Genomic DNA, 22,372 nt, shown 5'->3' on the forward strand with positions numbered 1-22,372 from the left:
CAAAAGACACAAAGGCTCTTGGGGTTGAAAAACTAAATCTTCTTTAAAAATTCAACCAATACTGTTTTTAATTCCTTTTCGTTTTCGATAGAAGACATGTGTCCGTCGTTAAATGTAGTAAGGGCTACTTTAGTGCCTTCAATTTGATCTATAGTTTCATCATAAGGCAAGACGGGATCTTTTTTCCCCAACACTAAATGAATAGGATAAGGCGCAAAATGCAGCAGTACTTCGCGGTCTTTTCGTATTTTCATGCCTTCGAGAGCCGCTACGATTCCTTGTAAAGGCGTTTTCAAGGCTTCTTTTTTTACTTTTTCAATTTCTTTAGCCAGTTTTTCTCGATTATCTTCGCTAAACAGATTGGCGATAGACATTCGGACAAAGTTGGTATAATCTTGTTTCACGCATACAATCGCGCGTTCCCGGTTGGTTTTTCGTTCGGCGCTGTCAGCACGCGTAGTCGAATTTAAAAGGAAGATACCCTTGACATAATCGGGATATAATTCGGCGAAAGCCAAAGCCACATAACCTCCCATAGAATGTCCTACTAAAATCACTTTGCGCAGTCGGAGATAGATTAAAACCGCATACAGCATATCGGCTTGGTCCTCCATTGCATGCACATATCCCAGACATTCTGTTGCACCATGGCCAAGTAAATCAATAGTAATTACCCGATGGTTTTTAGACAAGAGACTGTTATACTTGTCCCACATCGTTTTGTTTTCCAAAAAACCATGTAGTAAAACCACAGCCGTGCCTTTACCTTCATCGGTATAAGAGATTTTAGTGTTTTTGTAGACAAGCGTTTTCATAGTTCAAAAATAGGGTTTTCAGAAGCAAGAGGCAAGAGAAAAGAAGCAAGAAACAATTGATGAGATAAAGAATTGTCAACAAAACCTTTTGTCAGCCTTTGCCACAAATACAATTGCCTAAAAAAGAAGCATAAGCCATAACTTGTCATTTCGAACGCAGAGAGAAATCTCATCATGTGATTCCTCCTTTGTTGGAATGACAATTTTTTAGAAGAAAAACAACCAAGCATCGTAATCCGTCTATCATCTATTCTCTATTTTCTATCATCTAAAAAAAACAAAAACGACCCACTTCCGTGAGCCGTCTATTATCTATTCTCTATATTCTTTTCTCTAATCAAGAATTCATTATCGATTCAATTTCCTCCACTTCAATCGGAATATTGCGCATAAGGTTGAACGGTTCGCCTTGTTCCTGGATTACGACATCATCTTCAATTCGGATTCCGAAACCTTCAGCCGGAATATAAATCCCTGGTTCCACCGTAAAAACCATATTGGCTTTCATAGGTTCGTATAACAAGCCATAATCGTGCGTGTCTAATCCCATATGGTGTGAGGTTCCGTGCATGAAGTATTTTTTATAAGCTGGCCAATCCGGATTTTCGTTTTGCACATCAGCTTTGTCGATTAGACCCAAAGCAAGGAGTTCCGAAGTCATGATTTTCCCGACTTCAACATGGTATTGTTTCCATAAATTACCCACCGTCAGCATTTGGGTTGCTTCATTTTTTACTCTTAAAACGGCATTGTACACTTCTTTCTGTCTGTCGCTAAAACGACCCGAAACCGGAACCATACGCGTCATATCGCTCGAATAATTGGCATATTCAGCACCAACATCTAACAAAATCAAATCGCCTGCCTTACATTGCTGGTTGTTTTCGATGTAATGGAGAACGTTGGCATTGTTTCCCGAGGCAATGATTGGCGTGTAGGCGAATCCTTTAGAACGATTTCTTAGAAATTCATGCGCAAATTCGGCTTCAATTTCATACTCGGTAACGTTTGGTTTTACAAATTGTAACACTCTGCGATAGCCTTTTTCGGTAATGTCGCAGGCTTTTTGGATTAAATCCAATTCTTCGCTTTCTTTTACAGAGCGCAATCTTTGCAAAATCGGATTCGATTTTTCTACTTTATGCGCCGGATAATTTTCTTTCCACCATTTTACAAAACGCGCTTCACGAGTTTCGGTTTCAATCACTGCACGATAATGCTCGTTGGTATTGATATACATTGTTTCGGCATATGCCATCACTTCTTTCAAAGTCTTATGAAAATCTTGCAACCATATCACCGATTTGATTCCGGCCACTTCAAAAGCACGGTCTTTGGTTAGTTTTTCACCTTCCCAAATGGCAATATGTTCGTTGGTTTCTTTTAAGAATAAAATCTCCTTCAAATGTTCGTATGGAGCATCTGGAAACAACAGTAAAATGCTTTCTTCCTGATCAACTCCGGACAAGTAAAAGATATCGCGGTGTTGCGCAAACGGCAAAGTGCTATCGGCAGAAACCGGATAAATATCGTTAGAATTGAAAACAGCTACACTGTTGGGCTTCATTTGTGCCGTAAATTTTGCTCTATTTTTGATGAACAACTGACGGTCTATTTGATGGTATTTCATGATTAGAATTTTAGACTTCTTAGAAAGTTAGATTATTAGATATAATGTTTTACCAAAATTACGCATTACTTCAAACTAGCTTGTAGCCATTTGGCTTTATTTTATGTTTTTTCGGATGCGACTCATATGTCGGGTAGAAATTCCGAGGAAGGATGCGAGGTAATGCAGCGGTACTTCCTGTAATAATTTTGGTTCGGTTTGAAGCAGCTTTGTATAGCGTTCTTCCGGAGTAAGGGTCAGTAAGTCGATGCGGTACTCGTCAATGAGGATAATTTGTTTTTCAATAAGATTATAATAAAATTGGCGGAAAGCTTCGTTATTGGCAAGTAAATCTTTAAACCCCTTTAGATTGATTACCCAGAGTTGGCAATCGACCAGTGCTTTGATGCTTTTTCGTGACGGAACCTTATTCAAAAAACTATTCAATGAGGAAGTAACCGAGTTGCGCAAAGCCAAATAGGTTGTTTTCTCATCATCATCTACCAAAATAGCATGCTGTAAAACACCACTTTCAATAAATCCAAAGTAAGGGCACACTTGGTTTTCATCTACAAGAAGCTGGTTCTTTTTTAAGGTCAAAACGCTGAATTTAGCAATGATTTCTAAAAACTCTTGTTCCAAATATGTAGCATTGCCTTCGACATACTGATGCAGATACTTTAAAAAAATGGTGCTGTTGTTTTGATTTTTCATGATACTAACCACAAAAATATTCTTTTTCAGTGATATTTTTTTATTCAGCGATTAATGAATAATTTTAAGCAAAATTATCTGAATATGAAAAAGATCCTAGTACTTCTCGCTTTTATAATTGGTTTTGGGGTTGAAGCTCAGGACAAAAAAGCATACCAACTTTTTGATAAAAAGGGCAAAAAGGCGGATTACGGTCAATTGCTCAAAGCTGCTCGAACTGCTCAAGTAGTTTTGTTTGGCGAATACCATAACAATCCAATTTCGCATTGGCTGCAACTAGAACTGACTAAAGATTTGGCTGAAAAGAAAGCAGTAATTCTTGGGGCAGAAATGATAGAAGCCGACAACCAGAAGCAACTCAATCAGTATCTAAAGGATGAAATCAATCAGAAACAAATGGATACAACAGCGCGACTTTGGCCCAATTATAAAACAGATTACAAGCCTTTAGTGGATTTTGCCAAAGAAAATAAACTGCCTTTTATCGCCACCAATATTCCCAGAAGGTATGCGTCTTTGGTTTCCAAAAAAGGATTTGAAGCATTGGAAAGTCTGACTTCAGAAGAAAAATCATGGATAGCGCCGTTACCGATTCTTTATGACGCCAATTTGCCGGGCTATGTTAATATGATGAAGATGATGGGCGAACATGCGAGTCCGAATATGCCGAAAGCGCAGGCGATAAAAGATGCGACTATGGCCTATTTTATCCAAAAGAATTTAAAAGAGGATTCGATTTTCATCCACTATAACGGAACCTATCATTCTGATAACTTTGAAGGTATTTATTGGTATTTAAAAAAAGGGAATCCTACCCTACAAATAATTACCATTGCGACATTAGAACAAGCCGATTTAAAAAAAATAAATGAGGAAGATTATACTAAAGCAGACTATATTCTCGTTATAGATGAAGACGTTACCAAAACGCATTGATGTCGTTTGATTTTAATTTAAAACCACCCAATGAAAAAGAGATATATAACCTTGTTGTTTTTAGTAGTAACTATTCCATTTCTTTCTTGCTCAGAGGACAAGGAACAGGAACCGATGCTTATAGTAAAGTTTAAATTTGACCCAACTCAGGAACGCTTGAATAATTTGGGACAACCGTCATCGGTTGCTGCCGGAAATGCAGCTCAGTCTCCCATTTTTAATACTATTTCATCCCATTATGTTGAGTTAGCTCCGAATGCGACTACGCAGTTGGGCTTTGGGGAAATTCTCTATCATGCTCCCGAGACGACAAGTGGTGGGGCGACGGCAATTGATTTTAGCCAAGCTAAAACTGTAGCTCAAGGTGAAACCTTTTTAAAAATTCCGCTACGTGAAGTTGCAGCAGGAAGCTATCAATGGATGCGGGTTTCATTATCGTATCAAAATTATCAAATCAATGTTCGCAACGCCGGAATGGATTATGCCGGAACTTTAGCAAGCTTTGTGGGATTCAACACCTACATTTCATCGTTTAACATTGGCAATAATATTTTTAATGTGAATGGGAACAGAGCACAAGGATATTGGGCTTTTGGACTAAACGATCATCCATATTCTACTTCGGGGCAAGCACCAGCCGGAGCGACCACAGTTCCCAACCCAATAGAAGCGACTTCTCCAATCCCACGCGCTAACAATACCTGTGTAGTAACGGGGAAATTTGCCACGAACTTGGTCATAGATGGAACAGAAACAAATGATGTAGTAATCACGCTGTCACTCTCAACCAATAAAAGTTTTGAATGGCAGGAAGTAACGGCAGACGGCAAATACGAACCGAGCATTGGAGAGAATGTGGTTGATATGGGATTACGTGGCTTAGTTCCGTCCTATGTGAAGTAGTTTTGTTTAACTTTTTCAAGCTTTAAAACGTCTATAAGCACTTGATAATCAACAAGTGTTAAACTCAAATTAAATTGATTATAAATTACAGCGAAAAGGTTGTAGTTAATGGCAAATAGCTGTATTTTTGTGTTGTTTTTTAAAAAATCTACACAATTATGGCAAAATCCTCTGTTTTGAGTTCGTCCATTGCAAGAAAGGTAGCGATGGCACTTTCGGGACTATTCTTAATTTCATTTTTAGCACTTCACTTTTTTATTAATTCCATATCTGTTTTCAGTGCAGAGACTTTCAACTCCTTTTCGCATTTCATGGGATACAATCCTTTGATTCAGTATGTAATGCAGCCTATTTTAGTTGCAGGTGTTATTTTTCACTTTGTAATGGGATTTGTTTTGGAAATTCAAAACCGAAATGCACGCCCTATCGCTTATGCAAAAAACAATGGTTCCGCCAATTCGTCTTGGGCCTCTAGAAACATGATTATTTCGGGTTTGGTGGTATTAGCATTTCTTGGATTGCATTTTTACGATTTCTGGTTTCCGGAAATGGTTTACAAATATGTAGAAGTAAATCCAATAGATGAAACCAGATACTTCACCGAATTAGTTCATAAATTCGAAAGTCCGGTTCGCACCGGATTGTATTGTTTGTCATTTGTATTGTTGTCTTTGCACTTATGGCACGGTTTCAACTCTTCGATGCAATCAGTAGGGTTTAACAATAAATTTTCGAGAGCACTTCATAAATTAGGATATGCATTCGCAGTAATAGTTCCCTTTGGATTCATCTTTATTGCATTGTTTCATCATTTTAATCATTAATTTCAAATTATAAATGAAACTAGATTCAAAAATACCAGAAGGTCCAATTTCGGACAAATGGACCAATTATAAAGATCATTTAAAATTAGTAGCGCCCAACAACCGACCGAAGATTGATATTATCGTGGTAGGAACAGGATTGGCCGGAGCATCTGCGGCTGCGTCTTTGGGAGAAATGGGTTATAATGTAAAAGCATTTTGCTTTCAAGATTCTCCAAGAAGAGCACACTCGATTGCGGCTCAGGGCGGAATCAATGCTGCCAAGAATTACCAAAATGATGGTGATAGTACGTACAGATTATTCTACGACACGATAAAAGGAGGCGATTACAGAGCACGTGAAGCTAATGTTCACCGTTTGGCCGAGGTATCAGCTAATATTATTGACCAGTGTGTGGCTCAAGGTGTTCCTTTTGCTCGTGATTATGGTGGAATGTTAGACAACCGTTCGTTTGGAGGAACCCAATTGCAACGTACATTTTATGCGGCAGGACAAACCGGACAACAGTTGTTATTAGGAGCTTACTCAGCCTTATCAAGACAAATTGGTTTGGGTCGTGTTAAGATGTACAACCGTCACGAAATGCTGGATTTAGTGAAAGTAGACGGAAAAGCAAGAGGTATTATTGCCCGTAACTTGGTTACCGGCGAATTAGAAAGACATTCGGCTCATGCTGTGGTAATTGCTTCTGGAGGTTATGGAAACGTATATTTCCTCTCTACAAATGCTATGGGAAGTAATGTGACCGCGGGTTGGAAAGTTCACAAAAGAGGTGCTTTATTCGCCAATCCTTGTTTTGTACAAATTCACCCAACTTGCATTCCTGTTCATGGTACCAATCAAGCAAAATTGACTTTGATGTCAGAATCATTGCGAAACTCAGGAAGAATTTGGGTTCCAAAAAAGAAAGAAGATGCAGAAGCGATTCGCGCCGGAAAATTAAAACCAACACAATTATCGGAAGAAAATAGAGATTACTTCTTAGAAAGAAAATATCCAGCCTTTGGTAATCTTGTTCCTCGTGATGTAGCTTCAAGAGCTGCCAAAGAGTTATGCGACCAAGGATTCGGAATTGAAGCCAATGATACCAACGAAGGGGTTTATTTAGATTTCTCTACAGAAATTCAAACCAAAGGTAGACAAACTGCTTATGCTCAAGGAAATCACAATCCATCTGCAGAAGAAGTGACTCGTTTAGGAAAAAAATGGCTCGAAGAAAAATACGGGAACCTTTTCGCGATGTATGAAAAAATCACCGACGAGAACCCATACGAAACACCAATGAAGATTTATCCGGCCGTACACTATACTATGGGTGGAGTTTGGGTAGATTATAATTTGCAATCCACAATTCCAGGATGTTTCGTTGCTGGAGAAGCTAATTTCTCTGATCATGGAGCAAACAGATTAGGTGCTTCTGCCTTGATGCAAGGTTTGGCCGATGGTTATTTTGTATTGCCTTACACGGTTTCCAATTATTTGGCAGATGAAATCAGAACCGGAAAAATTTCAACAGATTTGCCGGAGTTTGCAGAAGCCGAAAACAACGTAAAAGAAACGATTGCTAAGTTTCTCAATAACAACGGTTCGAAATCGGTTGACCATTTCCATAAAAGATTAGGTTTGATTATGTGGAACAAGGTTGGCATGGGAAGAAACGAAAAAGGCTTAAAAGAAGCTATTGCTGAAATTGCCGCTTTAAAAGAAGAATTCTACAAAGATGTTTACGTTCCGGGAAGTGCAGACGAATTGAATCCTGAATTAGAAAAAGCACTTCGTGTAGCCGACTTCATTGATTTAGGCCAATTAATGGCCATGGATGCGTTGCAACGTAACGAATCTTGTGGTGGTCACTTCCGTGAAGAGTATCAGGATTCAGAAGGAGAAACGCTTCGCGATGATGAGAACTTCTCCTTTGTTGCCGCATGGGAATACATGGGTTACGATATCAGCAAAGAAATCCTGAATAAGGAAGAATTAAAATACGAGTTTATTAAAATCGCAGCTAGAAATTATAAGTAATTAGGCATCAGCCAATAGGCAATAGTTGATGAGTGAAATAAAATCATATAAAGATTTAATAATTTGGCAGAAAGGAATTGAGATTGCCATTAATTTATATGAATTAGTTGAAGATTTTCCAAAAGAAGAACTTTACGCTTAAACAAGCCAAATAAAAAGAGCTTGTGTTTCAATTTCTTCAAATATAGCTGAAGGTTATGGCAGAAGTTCAACTCAAAGTTATATTCATTTTGTAAGTATTTCAAGAGGTTCTTTGTTTGAGTTAGAAACCCAACTGATCGTTGCCAAAAGATTAAAATTTATTAAAAATGAAACTTTATTTTCTGAATTAATGAATCAAATTACAGAAGAAAGTAAAATGCTAAATTCTTTTATAAACAAATTAGAGTCAAGTAAACAATAACTACTAATGCCTACTGCCTTTTGGCTAATGGCTAAAAATAAACATTATGAGTGCAGCAAAAAACATCAACATAAACCTTAAAATTTGGCGTCAGAAAGATGCGAAATCCAAAGGAAGCATGGAAACTTATAAATTAGATAATGTCTCGACTGCTAGTTCGTTTTTGGAAATGTTAGACCAATTAAACGAGCAGTTAATTAACGATAAAAAATCGCCAGTTGCTTTTGATCACGATTGTCGTGAAGGAATTTGCGGTATGTGCTCACTATACATCAATGGTCGTGCTCACGGTCCGGAAACCGGAACCACAACCTGCCAGTTGCACATGCGTAAATTCAACGATGGCGATACGATTTATATCGAGCCTTGGAGAAGTAAAGCCTTCCCAGTAATCAAAGATTTAGTCGTGGACAGAAGTTCGTTCGACAGAATCCAACAAGCTGGTGGATTTGTATCAGTGAACACCTCAGGAAGAACCATTGACGCAAACGCTACTCCAATTCCAAAACACGATGCTGACCGCGCTTTTGAAGCTGCTGCTTGTATCGGTTGTGGTGCCTGTGTAGCTACTTGTAAAAACGGTTCCGCAATGCTATTCGTGGGAGCCAAAGTTTCACAGTATGCTTTATTACCACAAGGGAAAGTAGAAGCCACGGCACGTGTGTTAAACATGGTGCGCCAAATGGACGAAGAAGGATTCGGAAACTGTACTAACACTGGTGCTTGTGAAGTGGAATGTCCAAAAGGAATTTCGCTAGAAAACATCGCTCGTATGAATAGAGAATATTTGTCAGCAAGTTTGAAATAATTCACTTTTGCAAAATTATATATAGCGCACTCATTTTGGGTGCGTTTTTTTTTGGGTGTGTCCCTTCGGGTCGGGCTTTCCGTTATATCTTTTAGACCTGTCAGGTTTGAAAAACCTGACAGGTCTAAAAGGATGCCACTGCAATCCCTCACACAAACGCTGCTCAAAAAATGTATATTTGATATATAATTCAATTATAATGAAAACTCATTTTACTTACTTGCTTTTGCTGACTTCATTTTTTTCTACTTTATCAGCACAAAATCTAAAACTGATGACCTACAATATTCGCCTCGATGTAGCTTCTGACGGCGAAAATGCTTGGGCGAACCGAAAAGAATATTGGGCTTCACAAGTGTCCTTTTACGAACCCGATATTTTCGGAATTCAGGAAGCTTTGCCCAGTCAGGTTTCGGATATCTCGACTTTATTACCAAAATACAGTTATGTTGGCATTGGAAGAGATGGCATTGGAAAAGGCGAGTCATCTAATATTTTTTTCAAAAAAGTACGTTTCAACGTGGTACAGCAAAACACCTTTTGGCTTTCCGAAACTCCGGATAAAATCTCTAAAGGTTGGGATGCAGCGCTGAATCGGGTTTGTACGTATGCGTTGCTTAAAGACAGAAAGACCAAACAGACTTTTTGGGTTTTTAATACCCATTTAGATCATATGGGCGAATTGGCCAGAACCAATTCCATTCAGTTGATATTAGCCAAAATAAAAGCACTCAATGCGCAAAAGTATCCGGTGTTTTTTATGGGTGATTTCAATTCGGAACCTACAGAGCAACGTATTATCAACCTCAAAAAAGAAATGAATGACAGTCGCGATATTTCAGAAGAGAAACCTTTCGGACCAATTGGGACTTTCAATGGTTTCCGTCACCAAGAAGCGGTTACGAAACGAATTGATTACATCTTTTTATCTAAAGACAATCCCTTTAAAGTCAATAAATACGCCGTTTTAAGTGATTCCAAAGACTTGAAATACCCATCAGATCATTTGCCGGTTTATGTTGAACTTCGATTTTAAGTATCTTTGAAGGGTAAACGTCCAACACCATGAAACTACAATTTTCAACCTTACTCTTACTGCTTTCCCTTACTGTTTTCAGTCAAAACTACCATCAATACATCAATCCAATGATTGGGACTGGTGGTCATGGTCATACCTATCCCGGAGCAACAGTGCCTTTCGGAATGGTTCAATTATCTCCCGACACCAGAATAGACGGAAGTTGGGACGGCTGTTCGGGTTATCATTATGATGATGCCACTATTTACGGATTTTCTCATACGCATTTAAACGGAACTGGCTGTACCGATTATGGCGATATTATGCTGATGCCAACCATGGGCGAACCATCCTTGAATCCGAAAGAATACAGCTCAACCTTCTCTCATGCTAATGAAAAAGCGACAGCAGGATATTATTCGGTTAAACTAGACAAACATACTATTGATGTAAAAGTGACTGCCTCAACACGTGTTGGTTTTCACGAATACACATTCCATAAAGCCGGAAATGCCAATATCATCCTCGACTTAAATCACCGTGATAAATTACTTCAAGGCGAAGTCAAAATCATTGACAGCAAAACCATCGAAATTCTACGCAGAAGCGAAGCTTGGGCCAAAGATCAATATGTCTATGCCCGAATAGCATTTAACGTTCCGATGAAGATCAACAATGTTAGGAATAACGGCTTTGCTTTGGTTAAAAATACCGATACTTTTTTTGCTGGAACCCAATTGGCTTTGAGTTTTACAAAATCAGTTAAAAAAGGAGAAAAAATCTTAGTAAAAGTCGCTTTGTCACCAACAAGTTCCCAAGGAGCAAAGCATAACATGAGCGAAGTCAACCACTGGAATTTCGAAAAAGTAAAAAAAGAAGCCGAAGCACTTTGGGACAAACAACTTTCTAAAATTGCAATTACAGAAAGCAATAAAGATAAATTAAGCGTTTTTTACACCGCTTTATATCATACGATGGTTCAACCGAATATCGCTCAGGATATCGACGGAAAATATCGCGGAAGGGATAATCAGATTCATAAGGCTGAAGGTTTTGATTACTATTCGGTGTTTTCGCTTTGGGACACGTTCAGAGGTGCACATCCGCTATATACCTTAATCGAAAAGAAACGCACGGCCGATTTCATCAATACGTTTTTAAAACAATACGAACAAGGCGGAAGATTACCAGTCTGGGAATTAGCTTCCAACGAAACCGATTGTATGATTGGCTATCATTCGGTTTCCGTAATGGCAGACGCGATGGCGAAAGGAATTAAAGGTTTTGATTATGAAAAAGCGTTTCAAGCGGCAAAACATTCGGCAATGCTGGATCATTTAGGTTTAGAAGCCTACAAAAGACAGGGCTTCATTTCTATGGATGACGAACACGAAAGTGTATCCAAAACAGTGGAATATGCTTATGACGATTGGTGTATTGCACAAATGGCTCAAATTTTAAACAAACAGGAAGATTACAACTATTTCATGAAACGTTCCCAAAGCTGGAAAAATGTTTTCGACTGGAATACAGGATTTATGCGACCAAAGAAAAACGGAGGTTGGGACAAACCTTTTGATCCGCGTGAAATCAATAACAACTTTACCGAAGGCAATTCGTGGCAGTATTCCTTCTTCGTTCCACAAGATATTCCCGGAATGATTGAAGCGTATGGTGGCAACGAAAAATTTGAAGTCAAATTAGACGAAATGTTCAACAGCGAGAGCAAAACAACAGGCAGAGAACAAGTAGATGTGACCGGATTAATCGGGCAATACGCACACGGCAATGAACCAAGTCATCACATGGCTTATTTGTACAATTATGTGGGAAAGCCTGAGAAAACAACTGAAAAAGTGCGTTTCGTTTTAGATAATTTCTACAAAAACACACCCGATGGTTTGATAGGCAATGAGGATTGTGGTCAAATGAGCGCTTGGTATGTGCTGAGTTCGATGGGAATTTATAATGTTACTCCGGGAACAGCTAAATGGGATACAACGAAGCCCTATTTCGAAAGAATTAGACTCAATTTAAATGGTGAAAAAACACAAGAGATTAGTGAGAATTCAACAGCAGACGAATTAAAGAATATCGGTAGATTTTATAAAAAAACCATAATGAGCAGTAATGCTTTTTTCTATACTAATATTGTTCCTGTTCCGGTAATCCAGTCGGAAAGTAAGGCGTTTAAGGATAAAATGACAATCGAAATAAAATCTAAGGATGGAAATGATCAATTATATTATCACGTCTTTTCTAAAGATACAAGTATGATATTCATACCTTATAAAAAGTACAAAAAAGCATTTGTAATAGATAAAAGTTCGACTATACTAGCCTATTCTGAAAAAGACGGTTTAAAGAGCGGAATCGTGTCAGCATCGTTCTTTAAAAAGCCCAACAACTATACCATCAACATCAAATCAACTTATAATCCGCAGTATCATGCCGGTGGTTCTGAAGGGTTGTTAGATGGAATTTTCGGCACAGAGAATTGGCGCAAAGGCGATTGGCAAGGCTATCAAGGACAGGATTTTGAAGCGGTTGTTGATTTACAAAAAGAAATAACGATTCATTCTATTGATGCCACATTCTTACAAGATTCCCGTTCGTGGATTTTAATGCCTACCAAGGTGGAATACTATGTTTCGAATGATAATAGCAACTACACTTTAGCAGGAACAATCGATAACAGTATCGATCCAAAAGAAACCGAAAACAAAATAAAAAGCTTTAATCTGGACAAAGAACTTAAAGCAAAATACGTCAAAATAAAAGCCTATAATTTTGGAAAATTACCCGAATGGCATCAAGGTGCTGGTGGTGATGCTTTTATTTTTATTGATGAGATTACTATTCACTAATCACTTAAAAAAATGAAAATAGCCTTAATCCAAACTTCATTATCATGGGAAAACCCTATCGAAAACAGAAGCCATCTTGCCCAGAAAATCACTGGTTTTATGGAAGATGTTGATTTGATTGTGTTACCCGAAATGTTTTCTTCAGGCTTTACTATGAATCCACAAGCTGTTGCTGAAAACATGCAAGGCGAAACGGTTTCGTGGCTACAACATCTGGCGAAAGCCAAAAACTGCGCTATTACCGGAAGTTTGGTTATTCAGGAAGAGGGAAAGTATTACAACCGCTTAGTCTTTGTTTTTCCAACGGGTGTCATCAAAACCTACGATAAAAGACATTTATTCACATTGACTGGCGAAGACCAATACTACACAGCAGGCACAGAAAAACTAATTATCGAATACAAAGGATACAAAATCTGTCCGCTAGTATGTTATGACTTGCGTTTTCCTGTTTTTTCCAGAAATGTTGAAGATTATGACGTTTTGCTGTATGTTGCCAATTGGCCCAAACCAAGAATTAACGCTTGGGATATTTTGTTAAAGGCAAGAGCAGTAGAAAATATGTGTTATACTATTGGCGTGAATAGAATCGGGACGGATGAGAACCATCACGAGTATGTTGGACATTCTCAGGTAGTTGATTATCTGGGGAATTATTTGCTAGAGCCACAAGAAGCCGATTCTGTTTTTATAGTGACTTTGAATAAAGCCAATTTATTAGAAACCCGAAGCCGATTGCCATTTTTAAATGATAGAGATTCTTTTGAAATAACTTCGTAAATGATAGTTTCTAGTTTGTGCTTCCCACATTAAAGGGCTGCTCCCAATCCCAATTGGCACGAAGATCGATTTCTTTCGGTAAATAAATGACTTCTTCGGTTTGTCGTTTTTCCATGAAACTTCCAGTGTCCCAAACTTTGTTCTTATTATCATCATAGATGATTCTCAAGGTATATTTAGCTGGTTCCAATGCTAAGAACTCTACGGTAGGACTATTTTCTGAGTATGCAGTCGCTTTTACTTTTCCGTCTTTGTCGGTGAGTTCGAGGATTAGAGGATATCGTTTGACATTCTCTAAAACCACTTTCAAATTACCATAATCTGTAGTTTTTTTGGTAGCAATAGCGTAGTTTAAGGTATCGTTGGATCTGTCATAAAAATCAGTTAAAGCTCCGGGCATAAGCTGAATTTTATACTTTTCCTGTTCTTCTTTTTTAAAGTCGAAAAAAAGTTTTTGTTCAAATTCATCGTATTCGGTAGTAAAATCAACCGCTACTGAATCTTTGTTTCGGATGCTGATTTTCGATTTGTCAAATTTTACTAAAGGAATTGTACTCGTTAAGTTAAAACGCTCACGAAACGGAAGCGTACCATTGAATTCCGAAGTTATAGTAAGCGAATCCACTTTTTGCTTTTTTATTTTAACCATGAAATCCTTTAAAAACGGCTCTTTTTCAACTACAACTTTTAAGGAATCAGCTTTTATCGGTTGGAACCAAATGTTCAAAGAATCCTTTTTGGGGAATTGTGTAACGATAGTAGGAAGAAGTTCAGCGCCATTTTTAACCGAAACTTTTACCTGTTTAGGATTTCCTTCGTAAGCCATAATCATTCGATTTCCTGAAGCTTGTATTGGTTTTTGGGCATTGAAAGGAAGTTTTTCTTTAAATAATTCTACTTCAAAGAGGGTATCGTTTGGAATCGTAATGTACTGCTTTTGAAAACCTATTTTATCTGATTTTGGATTGTATTTGTTGTTCCCGTTATCTTTCAGCGCAACCAAAAGATATTTTCCGGCTTTGATGTTTTCAAGAGTAACGACTTTCAGACTGTCTAAGGTGTTCGTAATGTATCTTGGAGTTTCTTTATAAATAGTGGAGTCATTGAATTTTTCATTGATCTCATAAAGCATTACGGATACAAAATTATCCGTCTTTTTTTCCAAAGCATCTTTGACTTTGACATTAATTTTTAACGAATCGATATAAGCTCCAGTAGAAAAAACATATTTGAATTGCGAATACGGATTGCCTTCGTTGTTATCTTCAATACTTTGCCCGAAGTTCAAACTGTAGGTTGTGTTGGGTTGCAACGTGTCTTTTAGCTTGATGGTAATGACTTTGCTAGCATTAGTAGGCAAAATTTCTGGCTGATTTTTCATTGGTGGCGAAATAATCAGTTGTTTGTTGATGTTTTTCAACTTTACATATTCATCAAAAACCAATTTAATTTCCTTTCCATTAAAATTAGTCGAAAGATTTTTTGGGAAACTAGATTTCAAAATCGGAGACAACGTGTCTTTTAAACCGCCCGTAATATTGCCACGCTTGGCGCAACTCGACATCACGACTATAAAAAGTAAACAAATAAACTTAAAAATAGATTTTGGCATACTGCGGTTGTTTCAAAGCACAAAATAACAATTATATTTAGTGTGAATGAAATGTTTTTGGGTAAAACTTAACAATTAACTGTGTGACATCGCCATACATACAATACTAATTTTAGCGTCGGGAATTTTGAGTAAAGCACGGCTACAAGCTTCCAGTGTGGAACCTGTTGTAAGTACGTCATCAATCAAAAGAAAATGTTTGCCTTGATGGCTTTCAGTAAAATTCACATCAAAAACAGTAGCAATGACATCGGCTCTGCCCAATAGGTCTTTCTTGGTTTGTGTTTTTGTATATAATTTTCGGAACAACAAGGTGTCATTATAGGGAATTTTAAGATTTGCAGATAAGACTTTGCCAAAACCTTCTACCTGATTGTAACCGCGTTCTCGCAATCTTTTTTTGTGTAATGGCACCGGAATGATATAATCGATATTTTGTAGTTGTTCCAGATAACGCAATTCCTCACTGTACCAGTTTCCTATAGTTTCGCCAATTTCATACTGACCTTTGTATTTCAACTGATGCACCATCTCCTGAACAATCCCTTTTTTATGGAAATAAAACAAGGCCGAACCGTATTCTAATGGAATGCGACCGTAAAATTTTTGAAAGATTTCATTGTGCTCTATTTTATGATGGTTCGTTAACGGAATTTCATGTCTGCACTGGGTACAAATCACATTTTCATTACCTAATAAAAGTGACTTACAACCGGCACAGGACTTTGGAAAAAACAGATTTAGCAAATGCTTCCACATAAAAAAGGATTTTTTCTTACATAAAAGTATAAAAAAATTCTATTCTAATTGATTTTTAAGGCTTTTTTTATAATCGCTTTTTATATTTTTGCAGCATTATGGCAAAACAAGAAGATTTATTTAAGAACGTAGTTTCGCATGCAAAGGAATACGGATTCATTTTTCCGTCGAGCGAAATTTATGATGGTTTGAGCGCAGTCTATGACTATGCGCAAAACGGTGTTGAATTAAAAAAGAATATTAGAGAATATTGGTGGAAAGCCATGGTTCAGATGCATGATAATATTGTGGGGCTTGATGCTGCCATTTTGATGCATCCAACAACTTGGAAAGCTTCCGGTCACGTTGATGCGTTTAACGACCCGTTGATTGACAACAAAGACTCTAAAAAAAGATATAGAGCAGATGTTCTCATTGAAGATTATGCTGAAAAATTAAACCTGAAAGCCAAAAAAGAAATCGAAAAAGCACGTGAACGTTTCGGAGATTCTTTTGATGAAGAGCAATACAAAACTACCAATCCACGCGTAATGGAATACCTTTCCAAAGAGAGAGAGATTCTGGAGCGCATGGGTCGTTCGTTAGGTAATGGCGATTTAGAAGATGTAAAAAATCTTATTGAAGAACTAGAAATAGCAGATCCTGAAACAGGTTCCCGCAATTGGACCGATGTAAAACAGTTCAACTTGATGTTTGGTACCAAACTAGGTGCTTCTGCCGAAAACGCGATGGATTTATACCTGCGTCCTGAAACGGCACAGGGAATTTTCGTTAACTTCCTCAACGTGCAAAAGACCGGAAGAATGAAGATTCCGTTTGGTATTGCACAAACTGGGAAAGCCTTCAGGAACGAGATTGTTGCAAGACAGTTTATTTTCCGTATGCGTGAATTTGAACAAATGGAAATGCAATTTTTTGTAAAACCAGGCGAAGAAATGAAATGGTATGAGTACTGGAAAACTACCCGTTTGAACTGGCATTTGTCCTTGGGATTAGGAAAACAGAACTACCGTTTTCACGACCACGAAAAATTAGCTCATTACGCTAATGCCGCTGCGGATATTGAGTTCAATTTCCCTTTCGGATTCAAAGAATTAGAAGGAATCCATTCAAGAACCGACTTTGATTTAAAAGCACATGAAGAATATTCCGGAAAAAAATTACAGTATTTTGATCCTGAAACCAATTCAAATTACGTTCCTTATGTAGTGGAGACATCGGTTGGATTGGATCGCATGTTTTTAGCCGTTTTTGCTACCTCGTTACAAGAAGAAACCTTAGAAGATGGTTCTACTCGTACAGTCTTAAGATTACCATCAGTATTGGCGCCAACAAAGGCTGCAGTATTGCCATTAGTTAAGAAAGATGGTTTGCCTGAAGTAGCTCAAAAAATTATCGAAGACTTAAAGTGGGATTTCAATGTGGCTTATGATGAAAAAGATGCTGTGGGCCGTCGTTACCGTAGACAAGATGCTTTAGGAACTCCTTTCTGCATCACGGTGGATCATCAAACTCTCGAAGATCAAACAGTAACTATTCGCCATAGAGATTCGATGCAACAAGATCGTGTTAAAATCACAGATTTAAGAAACATTATCAATGATGAGGTTTCGGTGAGAAACTGGTTAATGAAGATGTAATTGTATACGATTTCTAGCAACCATAATTTAAAAAACTTAAATCCAAATTCTAATTTGAATTTGGATTTTTTGTTTTGTAGCCTTTTCTTCGGTTATGTAACTATATATTAACAACTTTACCATTAATATTAACATTTTTAGTAAAGTAAACCTCAAATTTATACATTCGCTATAACGAAAATAAAGACGTTTAAACGATTATATTTTCAAGACTGGATATTTATCATAATATTAGCTGAACAGTTTTTAGTTGTCCCCAAACTACGCATACAACCACTAATGTTTTCCCTAAATCAATGGAAAAACATTAATGAGTCACACTTTTATAATTATTGATGACAATCAGGACGATGTCACGAAAACTCAGGCTATTGCTGAGCGTTTTCGCAATTTGTCATTTTTGGCTTCCGCTAATAATTATGATGATGGTGTTAATTTGATTTTGGAACATCAGCCACATTTGGTGTTTTTGGAAATTGATCCTTCAGACAAAAAAAGCAATCTTTCCCTTAGTTTAATCAACGAATTGTACCGCTATTTAAAGGTGGTTCCCAAGATAATTGTCACTACTTCTAAAAAAGATTTAGCCTACGATGCTTTACAGTATGAAGTTGTGGATTATTTATTGAAACCAATAAACATAAATGATTTTAGAAAAGCAATTCTGAAATTCGACCGCGCCATTCAATCGGATTTACCGCATATGGAAGTCAAAAATCCAGTGGCAACCTATGAAGTGTTGGATGAAACCGAGGCGATTACTCTTGAAGAAGAACTTATTGATGAAAATGTAAATGATATAGAGGTTAAGGTTACACCAATGGCTTTAGAAAAACCAACGGTAGTTATGCAACCTGACCAATCTTTGGTGATTTGTGTCAAATCTTATGGCGATTACCGTTATATTGATTCAGCAGATATTCTCTATTTTGAAGCCGATAATAACTCGACCGATATCCATCTAAATAATGGAGAAATGATTACGGCTTTTAAAACCTTAAAACATTTTGAAACCGTTTTGCCAACACACCAGTTTCTTAGAATTCACAACAGTTACATCATCAACGTAAACCAAGTTTCCCGTATTCACACCGGAAACACAGTGTGTTACATCAAAAATTCAACCACGAAACTACCGTTCTCAAAATCCTATAAAGAGAATGTGGATTTAATTATAAGTCGAATAGCCTCAGGAAATTATTTGGAGATTTAGAAGAAAAATAATACATTTACTTTTATAAAAGCTATTTTATGGAAGTAAAAGTGTTAATGGTTGACGATCATCCACCAATAATTGAAGGATATAAATCGATTTTATCATTCAATACTTATGGATATAAACTAAGTACAACGGCCGCTTACAGTTGTGAAGCCGCCTTCGATGCTATTGTAAATTCAAATACCACTTTTGACATAGTCTTTTTAGATTTGACTTTACCACCATACTTAGAAAAAGGGATTAATTCTGGTGAAGATTTAATTCCGATAGTTAGAAAATTTCAACCCGATGCCAAAGTAATTGTACTTACATCACATTCCGAATCTATTGTGCTTTTCAAATTACTAAACGAGCAAAAACCAGATGGATTATTGGTAAAGAGTGATTTTCAGGCAGATGAGTTATTAATTGCTTTTCATACCATCGTGCAAGGAGAAACTTATTACAGTCAAACTATTATTAGACATCAAAAAAATTGGGAAGAAAAAAATAAAGTGATGGACAATTATAACCGTCAGATTTTGTTATTGCTTTCTCAAGGAATTCAAACTAAAAGTTTACCGGATTTATTACATCTTTCGAAAAGCGCTATTGACAAAAGGAAAGCCATTATTAAACAAATTTTCGGAATTGATAAAGGCACAGACGAAGACATACTGCGTGAAGCCAGAAAGCAAGGTTTAATTTAGTGTAAAATAACTATTTCAAAAATGTACACTTTTTGTGTACCAAAGTTTAAAATCAACCCTATAATTTTACAACATCAAATAACAGGAATTTTAATTGGTTTTAGACAGTTGAAATAATTAAAATTGAAAAGCATGAAAAGTAGATGGTACAGCTTGGTTGCTTTAATTTTAGTTGTGTTCATTGGCAAAGCTCAGGAGAAGAAGGATTTAGAGGAAAAGCATTATTTTAAAAACGCCTCAATTAAAACGTCATTTAATAAAGAAGTTATAGAATATAAGTTTGCCTCTTTAGATGACTTAAGAGAACAGATAGAACAAACTATTAAAGAGTTGCACTTTAATGATTCAGAAAATAAAAAAGACCTCTGTGAAGTACTCATAGAACTCAAACTTGAAATAGGGATTGGAGCCACTAAAGTACTAATATCAGAAACAATAACCACCAATTGTGAATCCGATACAGCAGTAATGGCTGTTGAAAAGTTTAAAGCTATGATAACAGCGGCAATTGGGTAAGAAATTGTAAAGTCAGATGGAAAAATGAATGCATATAATTCATTTAATTGTGGGAAATTGGGTTTCGACTATTTGTCGGAGCCCAATTTATTTTATAATATATTGATATTATGATTAGACTTTTATGTTATACCCTATTAGCGGGCTTTTTTTTAAGCAGTTGTACCCAAAAGAGCAGTAATGAAGTGCACTCTGCCACCAATGATTCTGTAAAGAAATATTTGGATTTGGCAGGGGATAAGACAATTGCATTTGATAAAAGAATTAAGTATAATGATAAGGCATTGTCATATGTGAATTTAGATAAGAATGATTCTTTATCCTTAATGTACATATATAAAATAAATATTAATTTAAGTAGGCTCGGAAAAATAGACAAATTAAAAGAGCTTTCCAAAGTGTTAATTAATAACTCAATTATTGCTAAAGATTCAATCTCCCTTTTTAGAGGTTATCATTGTTTAGGTTATGTATACATGAGAGACTCGAAAAATGAATTGGCAATTAAATATTTTTTTAAAGCAAAAAAAGGATTTTCTTCAAAAGGATTAATTGAAGAAGAACTAAAAGTTATGGACAAAATAGCTACTACACAATCGTATGCTAATGATTTTTCAGGAAGTATAAAAACTTCATTCGAACTTATAAAAAAAGCAAAAAAGCTTAGCAGGATTTGTGAAATTAATGATGCATACATGAATATTGGTAATAACTTTTCTTATCTCAAAAATGAAAGAAAATCAATTAATTACTATAATAAGATAAAATACGAAAAAGACAATATTGATTTAATTCTGTCATTAAAAGCTAATATTGCAAGTTCGTATATTAATTTAGGAGAATATGAAAAAGCTTTTTCCAAAATTAAAGATGTAGTTAATAAGCCTGAATATATGAGGCAAAAGAGAAAAGGTATAGGGGTTATAAATAGTTTGTTGGGATTATATTATCTTAAAACTAAAAGACCATTAAATTCATTGCTTTATTTAAAAAGAGCCAACAATATTTTTAAATCAATTGATGCGTCAAATGGGGAAAATTATAATCAAATATATTTTTCGGAATATTATGCTCAGATAAATGACACTTTAAATGCAATTAAAACTGCCCAGAGAGCAATTGATTTGTCCCGTAATTATAAAAATCCAGCAGATATTTTATTGTCAATTGAACAAATTATTAAAGTTGACAAAAAAAATGCTCTTCAACACGCAATGGAGTATATAAGAATTAATGACAGTATGCAGATATCAGAAAGAAATTTTAGAGATAAGTTTGCCGAAATAATATATGAAAAGGATGAAATCAATAAGGAAAAAGACAAGGCAATAAGCCAAAAATGGATTGTTATTGGTGTTTCGGGTTTTATCATATTGATTATTGTATTGCTTTTGATAATAACAAGACAACGCACAAAGCAGAAAGAATTACAATTACTACAATCCCAGCAAAAAGCTAATGAAGAAATTTATGATTTAATGCTCTCTCAAAAAAACAAAGAACAGGAAGCAAGGCAGAACGAGAAGAAAAGAATCGCTTTGGAATTGCATGACGGCGTGATGAATAAATTGGCTAGTGCCAGACTTAATTTAGATGTGCTTCATCATAAAAGAGATGAGCAAACCATTGAAGAATGTTTGGGTCATATTAATGAAATCTATAAAATAGAACAAGAGATTAGAAATATTTCTCACGATTTATCCATAGATGGTTTTAAAAGAAACAATAGCTTCAAAGGATTGATAGACGATTTTCTGAATACTCAAAACAAGACTTACGTCACCCATTTTAAATTAGAAATGGAAGATACCATAAAGTGGGAAAACATTTCCAGTAGCATTAAAATGAATCTTTTCCGAATTATACAGGAAGCAAGTCATAATATCAACAAGTTTGCCAATGCAAAGAATGCTGTAATTACGTTTATTATAGATGCCAATAATCTTTGCCTTTCTGTTACGGATGACGGACAAGGATTTGATGTTGAAAATCAAACCGAGGGCATTGGATTAAAAAACATAAAACAACGAGTGGCGTCACTCAAAGGGAAATGTATTATTCAATCTATACACAATCACTCTACTTCAATCAATATTGCAATTCCGATGTAGTTTACTGAGCTTTTTCATTAAAATTAAAATCCATAAATATAATGTGTTTTATGGATGCAATTAGCCTTTAATTTTAACACATCCACCCAGATTTACCATTTTGCATAAAAAAGTATTGGTCGCCGA

The 22,372-nt window shown here is 36.3% G+C and carries 20 protein-coding genes; 15 read left to right on the forward strand and 5 right to left on the reverse strand.

Translation table 11 applies throughout. From position 1 onward, the window contains the following. Positions 1-32: 32 nt before the first annotated feature. From ACULEU_RS00690 to ACULEU_RS00700, 3 genes are all read right to left on the reverse strand, one after another. Positions 33-815, reverse strand: a complete 783-nt coding sequence (locus ACULEU_RS00690) for an alpha/beta fold hydrolase (protein ID WP_445453542.1) — start codon at positions 813-815, stop codon at positions 33-35. Between the two features lie 337 nt (positions 816-1,152). Beyond that, on the reverse strand, positions 1,153-2,445 hold the full coding sequence (locus ACULEU_RS00695; protein WP_445453543.1) for an aminopeptidase P family protein: 1,293 nt from the start codon (positions 2,443-2,445) through the stop codon (positions 1,153-1,155). A gap of 96 nt (positions 2,446-2,541) precedes the next feature. Then, positions 2,542-3,138, reverse strand: coding sequence for a Crp/Fnr family transcriptional regulator (locus tag ACULEU_RS00700; RefSeq protein WP_445453544.1), 597 nt, complete (start codon positions 3,136-3,138; stop codon positions 2,542-2,544). A gap of 84 nt (positions 3,139-3,222) precedes the next feature. Between ACULEU_RS00700 and ACULEU_RS00705 the strand changes: the two genes are divergently transcribed. The 10 genes from ACULEU_RS00705 to ACULEU_RS00750 all read left to right on the forward strand — a co-directional run bounded on the left by ACULEU_RS00705 (position 3,223) and on the right by ACULEU_RS00750 (position 13,700). Then, the gene (locus tag ACULEU_RS00705; protein WP_445453545.1) at positions 3,223-4,074 is read left to right on the forward strand and encodes a ChaN family lipoprotein; all 852 of its coding nucleotides are present in this window, start codon (positions 3,223-3,225) and stop codon (positions 4,072-4,074) included. Positions 4,075-4,104: 30 nt separating this feature from the next. Next, on the forward strand, positions 4,105-4,977 hold the full coding sequence (locus ACULEU_RS00710) for a hypothetical protein (protein ID WP_445453546.1): 873 nt from the start codon (positions 4,105-4,107) through the stop codon (positions 4,975-4,977). Between the two features lie 158 nt (positions 4,978-5,135). Further along, a complete protein-coding gene (locus ACULEU_RS00715; RefSeq protein ID WP_445453547.1) occupies positions 5,136-5,801 on the forward strand; it encodes a succinate dehydrogenase cytochrome b subunit in 666 nt (221 codons plus the stop codon). 13 nt (positions 5,802-5,814) lie between these two features. Continuing rightward, complete coding sequence (locus tag ACULEU_RS00720; RefSeq protein ID WP_445453548.1) at positions 5,815-7,824, forward strand: fumarate reductase/succinate dehydrogenase flavoprotein subunit; 2,010 nt, start codon at positions 5,815-5,817, stop codon at positions 7,822-7,824. A gap of 28 nt (positions 7,825-7,852) precedes the next feature. Then, positions 7,853-7,966 (forward strand): four helix bundle protein, encoded by a 114-nt coding sequence (locus ACULEU_RS00725; RefSeq protein ID WP_445453549.1) that lies wholly within the window; start codon positions 7,853-7,855, stop codon positions 7,964-7,966. Between the two features lie 42 nt (positions 7,967-8,008). Then, positions 8,009-8,227, forward strand: a complete 219-nt coding sequence (locus tag ACULEU_RS00730; RefSeq protein ID WP_445454869.1) for a four helix bundle protein — start codon at positions 8,009-8,011, stop codon at positions 8,225-8,227. A 46-nt stretch (positions 8,228-8,273) separates the two neighbouring features. Then, positions 8,274-9,035, forward strand: a complete 762-nt coding sequence (locus tag ACULEU_RS00735) for a succinate dehydrogenase/fumarate reductase iron-sulfur subunit (protein ID WP_445453550.1) — start codon at positions 8,274-8,276, stop codon at positions 9,033-9,035. 199 nt (positions 9,036-9,234) lie between these two features. Beyond that, positions 9,235-10,071 carry an endonuclease/exonuclease/phosphatase family protein gene (locus ACULEU_RS00740; RefSeq protein WP_445453551.1) on the forward strand — a complete coding sequence of 279 codons (837 nt, stop codon included), beginning with the start codon at positions 9,235-9,237 and terminating at the stop codon, positions 10,069-10,071. Between the two features lie 29 nt (positions 10,072-10,100). Then, the gene (locus ACULEU_RS00745; RefSeq protein WP_445453552.1) at positions 10,101-12,920 is read left to right on the forward strand and encodes a GH92 family glycosyl hydrolase; all 2,820 of its coding nucleotides are present in this window, start codon (positions 10,101-10,103) and stop codon (positions 12,918-12,920) included. Positions 12,921-12,932: 12 nt separating this feature from the next. Further along, positions 12,933-13,700, forward strand: a complete 768-nt coding sequence (locus tag ACULEU_RS00750; RefSeq protein WP_445453553.1) for an amidohydrolase — start codon at positions 12,933-12,935, stop codon at positions 13,698-13,700. Between the two features lie 10 nt (positions 13,701-13,710). Here ACULEU_RS00750 and ACULEU_RS00755 read toward each other — a convergent pair whose 3' ends face one another. After that, on the reverse strand, positions 13,711-15,312 hold the full coding sequence (locus ACULEU_RS00755) for an Ig-like domain-containing protein (RefSeq protein WP_445453554.1): 1,602 nt from the start codon (positions 15,310-15,312) through the stop codon (positions 13,711-13,713). Between the two features lie 75 nt (positions 15,313-15,387). Further along, complete coding sequence (locus ACULEU_RS00760; RefSeq protein WP_445453555.1) at positions 15,388-16,071, reverse strand: ComF family protein; 684 nt, start codon at positions 16,069-16,071, stop codon at positions 15,388-15,390. Positions 16,072-16,169: 98 nt separating this feature from the next. Between ACULEU_RS00760 and ACULEU_RS00765 the strand changes: the two genes are divergently transcribed. From ACULEU_RS00765 to ACULEU_RS00785, 5 genes are all read left to right on the forward strand, one after another. Next, positions 16,170-17,711, forward strand: a complete 1,542-nt coding sequence (locus ACULEU_RS00765; RefSeq protein ID WP_445453556.1) for a glycine--tRNA ligase — start codon at positions 16,170-16,172, stop codon at positions 17,709-17,711. Between the two features lie 310 nt (positions 17,712-18,021). Beyond that, positions 18,022-18,924, forward strand: coding sequence for a LytR/AlgR family response regulator transcription factor (locus ACULEU_RS00770; protein ID WP_445453557.1), 903 nt, complete (start codon positions 18,022-18,024; stop codon positions 18,922-18,924). A gap of 38 nt (positions 18,925-18,962) precedes the next feature. Beyond that, positions 18,963-19,619, forward strand: a complete 657-nt coding sequence (locus tag ACULEU_RS00775) for a response regulator (protein ID WP_445453558.1) — start codon at positions 18,963-18,965, stop codon at positions 19,617-19,619. Positions 19,620-19,751: 132 nt separating this feature from the next. Continuing rightward, positions 19,752-20,135 (forward strand): hypothetical protein, encoded by a 384-nt coding sequence (locus ACULEU_RS00780; protein WP_445453559.1) that lies wholly within the window; start codon positions 19,752-19,754, stop codon positions 20,133-20,135. Positions 20,136-20,245: 110 nt separating this feature from the next. After that, entirely contained in the window at positions 20,246-22,246 is a 2,001-nt protein-coding gene (locus tag ACULEU_RS00785; RefSeq protein WP_445453560.1) for an ATP-binding protein, read from the forward strand. Positions 22,247-22,372 lie beyond the last annotated feature (126 nt).

The sequence above is a fragment of the Flavobacterium sp. 25HG05S-40 genome (assembly GCF_052654735.1).

Coding starts and splice junctions, on each gene's coding strand:
- ACULEU_RS00705 (WP_445453545.1), top strand. CDS start 3,223: ATGAAAAAGATCCTAGTACTTCTCGCTTTTATAATTGGTTTTGGGGTT.
- ACULEU_RS00725 (WP_445453549.1), top strand. CDS start 7,853: ATGAGTGAAATAAAATCATATAAAGATTTAATAATTTGGCAGAAAGGA.
- ACULEU_RS00735 (WP_445453550.1), top strand. CDS start 8,274: ATGAGTGCAGCAAAAAACATCAACATAAACCTTAAAATTTGGCGTCAG.
- ACULEU_RS00760 (WP_445453555.1), bottom strand. CDS start 16,071: ATGTGGAAGCATTTGCTAAATCTGTTTTTTCCAAAGTCCTGTGCCGGT.
- ACULEU_RS00780 (WP_445453559.1), top strand. CDS start 19,752: ATGAAAAGTAGATGGTACAGCTTGGTTGCTTTAATTTTAGTTGTGTTC.
- ACULEU_RS00745 (WP_445453552.1), top strand. CDS start 10,101: ATGAAACTACAATTTTCAACCTTACTCTTACTGCTTTCCCTTACTGTT.
- ACULEU_RS00785 (WP_445453560.1), top strand. CDS start 20,246: ATGATTAGACTTTTATGTTATACCCTATTAGCGGGCTTTTTTTTAAGC.
- ACULEU_RS00700 (WP_445453544.1), bottom strand. CDS start 3,138: ATGAAAAATCAAAACAACAGCACCATTTTTTTAAAGTATCTGCATCAG.
- ACULEU_RS00720 (WP_445453548.1), top strand. CDS start 5,815: ATGAAACTAGATTCAAAAATACCAGAAGGTCCAATTTCGGACAAATGG.
- ACULEU_RS00710 (WP_445453546.1), top strand. CDS start 4,105: ATGAAAAAGAGATATATAACCTTGTTGTTTTTAGTAGTAACTATTCCA.
- ACULEU_RS00755 (WP_445453554.1), bottom strand. CDS start 15,312: ATGCCAAAATCTATTTTTAAGTTTATTTGTTTACTTTTTATAGTCGTG.
- ACULEU_RS00715 (WP_445453547.1), top strand. CDS start 5,136: ATGGCAAAATCCTCTGTTTTGAGTTCGTCCATTGCAAGAAAGGTAGCG.
- ACULEU_RS00690 (WP_445453542.1), bottom strand. CDS start 815: ATGAAAACGCTTGTCTACAAAAACACTAAAATCTCTTATACCGATGAA.
- ACULEU_RS00765 (WP_445453556.1), top strand. CDS start 16,170: ATGGCAAAACAAGAAGATTTATTTAAGAACGTAGTTTCGCATGCAAAG.
- ACULEU_RS00775 (WP_445453558.1), top strand. CDS start 18,963: ATGGAAGTAAAAGTGTTAATGGTTGACGATCATCCACCAATAATTGAA.
- ACULEU_RS00750 (WP_445453553.1), top strand. CDS start 12,933: ATGAAAATAGCCTTAATCCAAACTTCATTATCATGGGAAAACCCTATC.
- ACULEU_RS00740 (WP_445453551.1), top strand. CDS start 9,235: ATGAAAACTCATTTTACTTACTTGCTTTTGCTGACTTCATTTTTTTCT.
- ACULEU_RS00770 (WP_445453557.1), top strand. CDS start 18,022: ATGAGTCACACTTTTATAATTATTGATGACAATCAGGACGATGTCACG.
- ACULEU_RS00695 (WP_445453543.1), bottom strand. CDS start 2,445: ATGAAATACCATCAAATAGACCGTCAGTTGTTCATCAAAAATAGAGCA.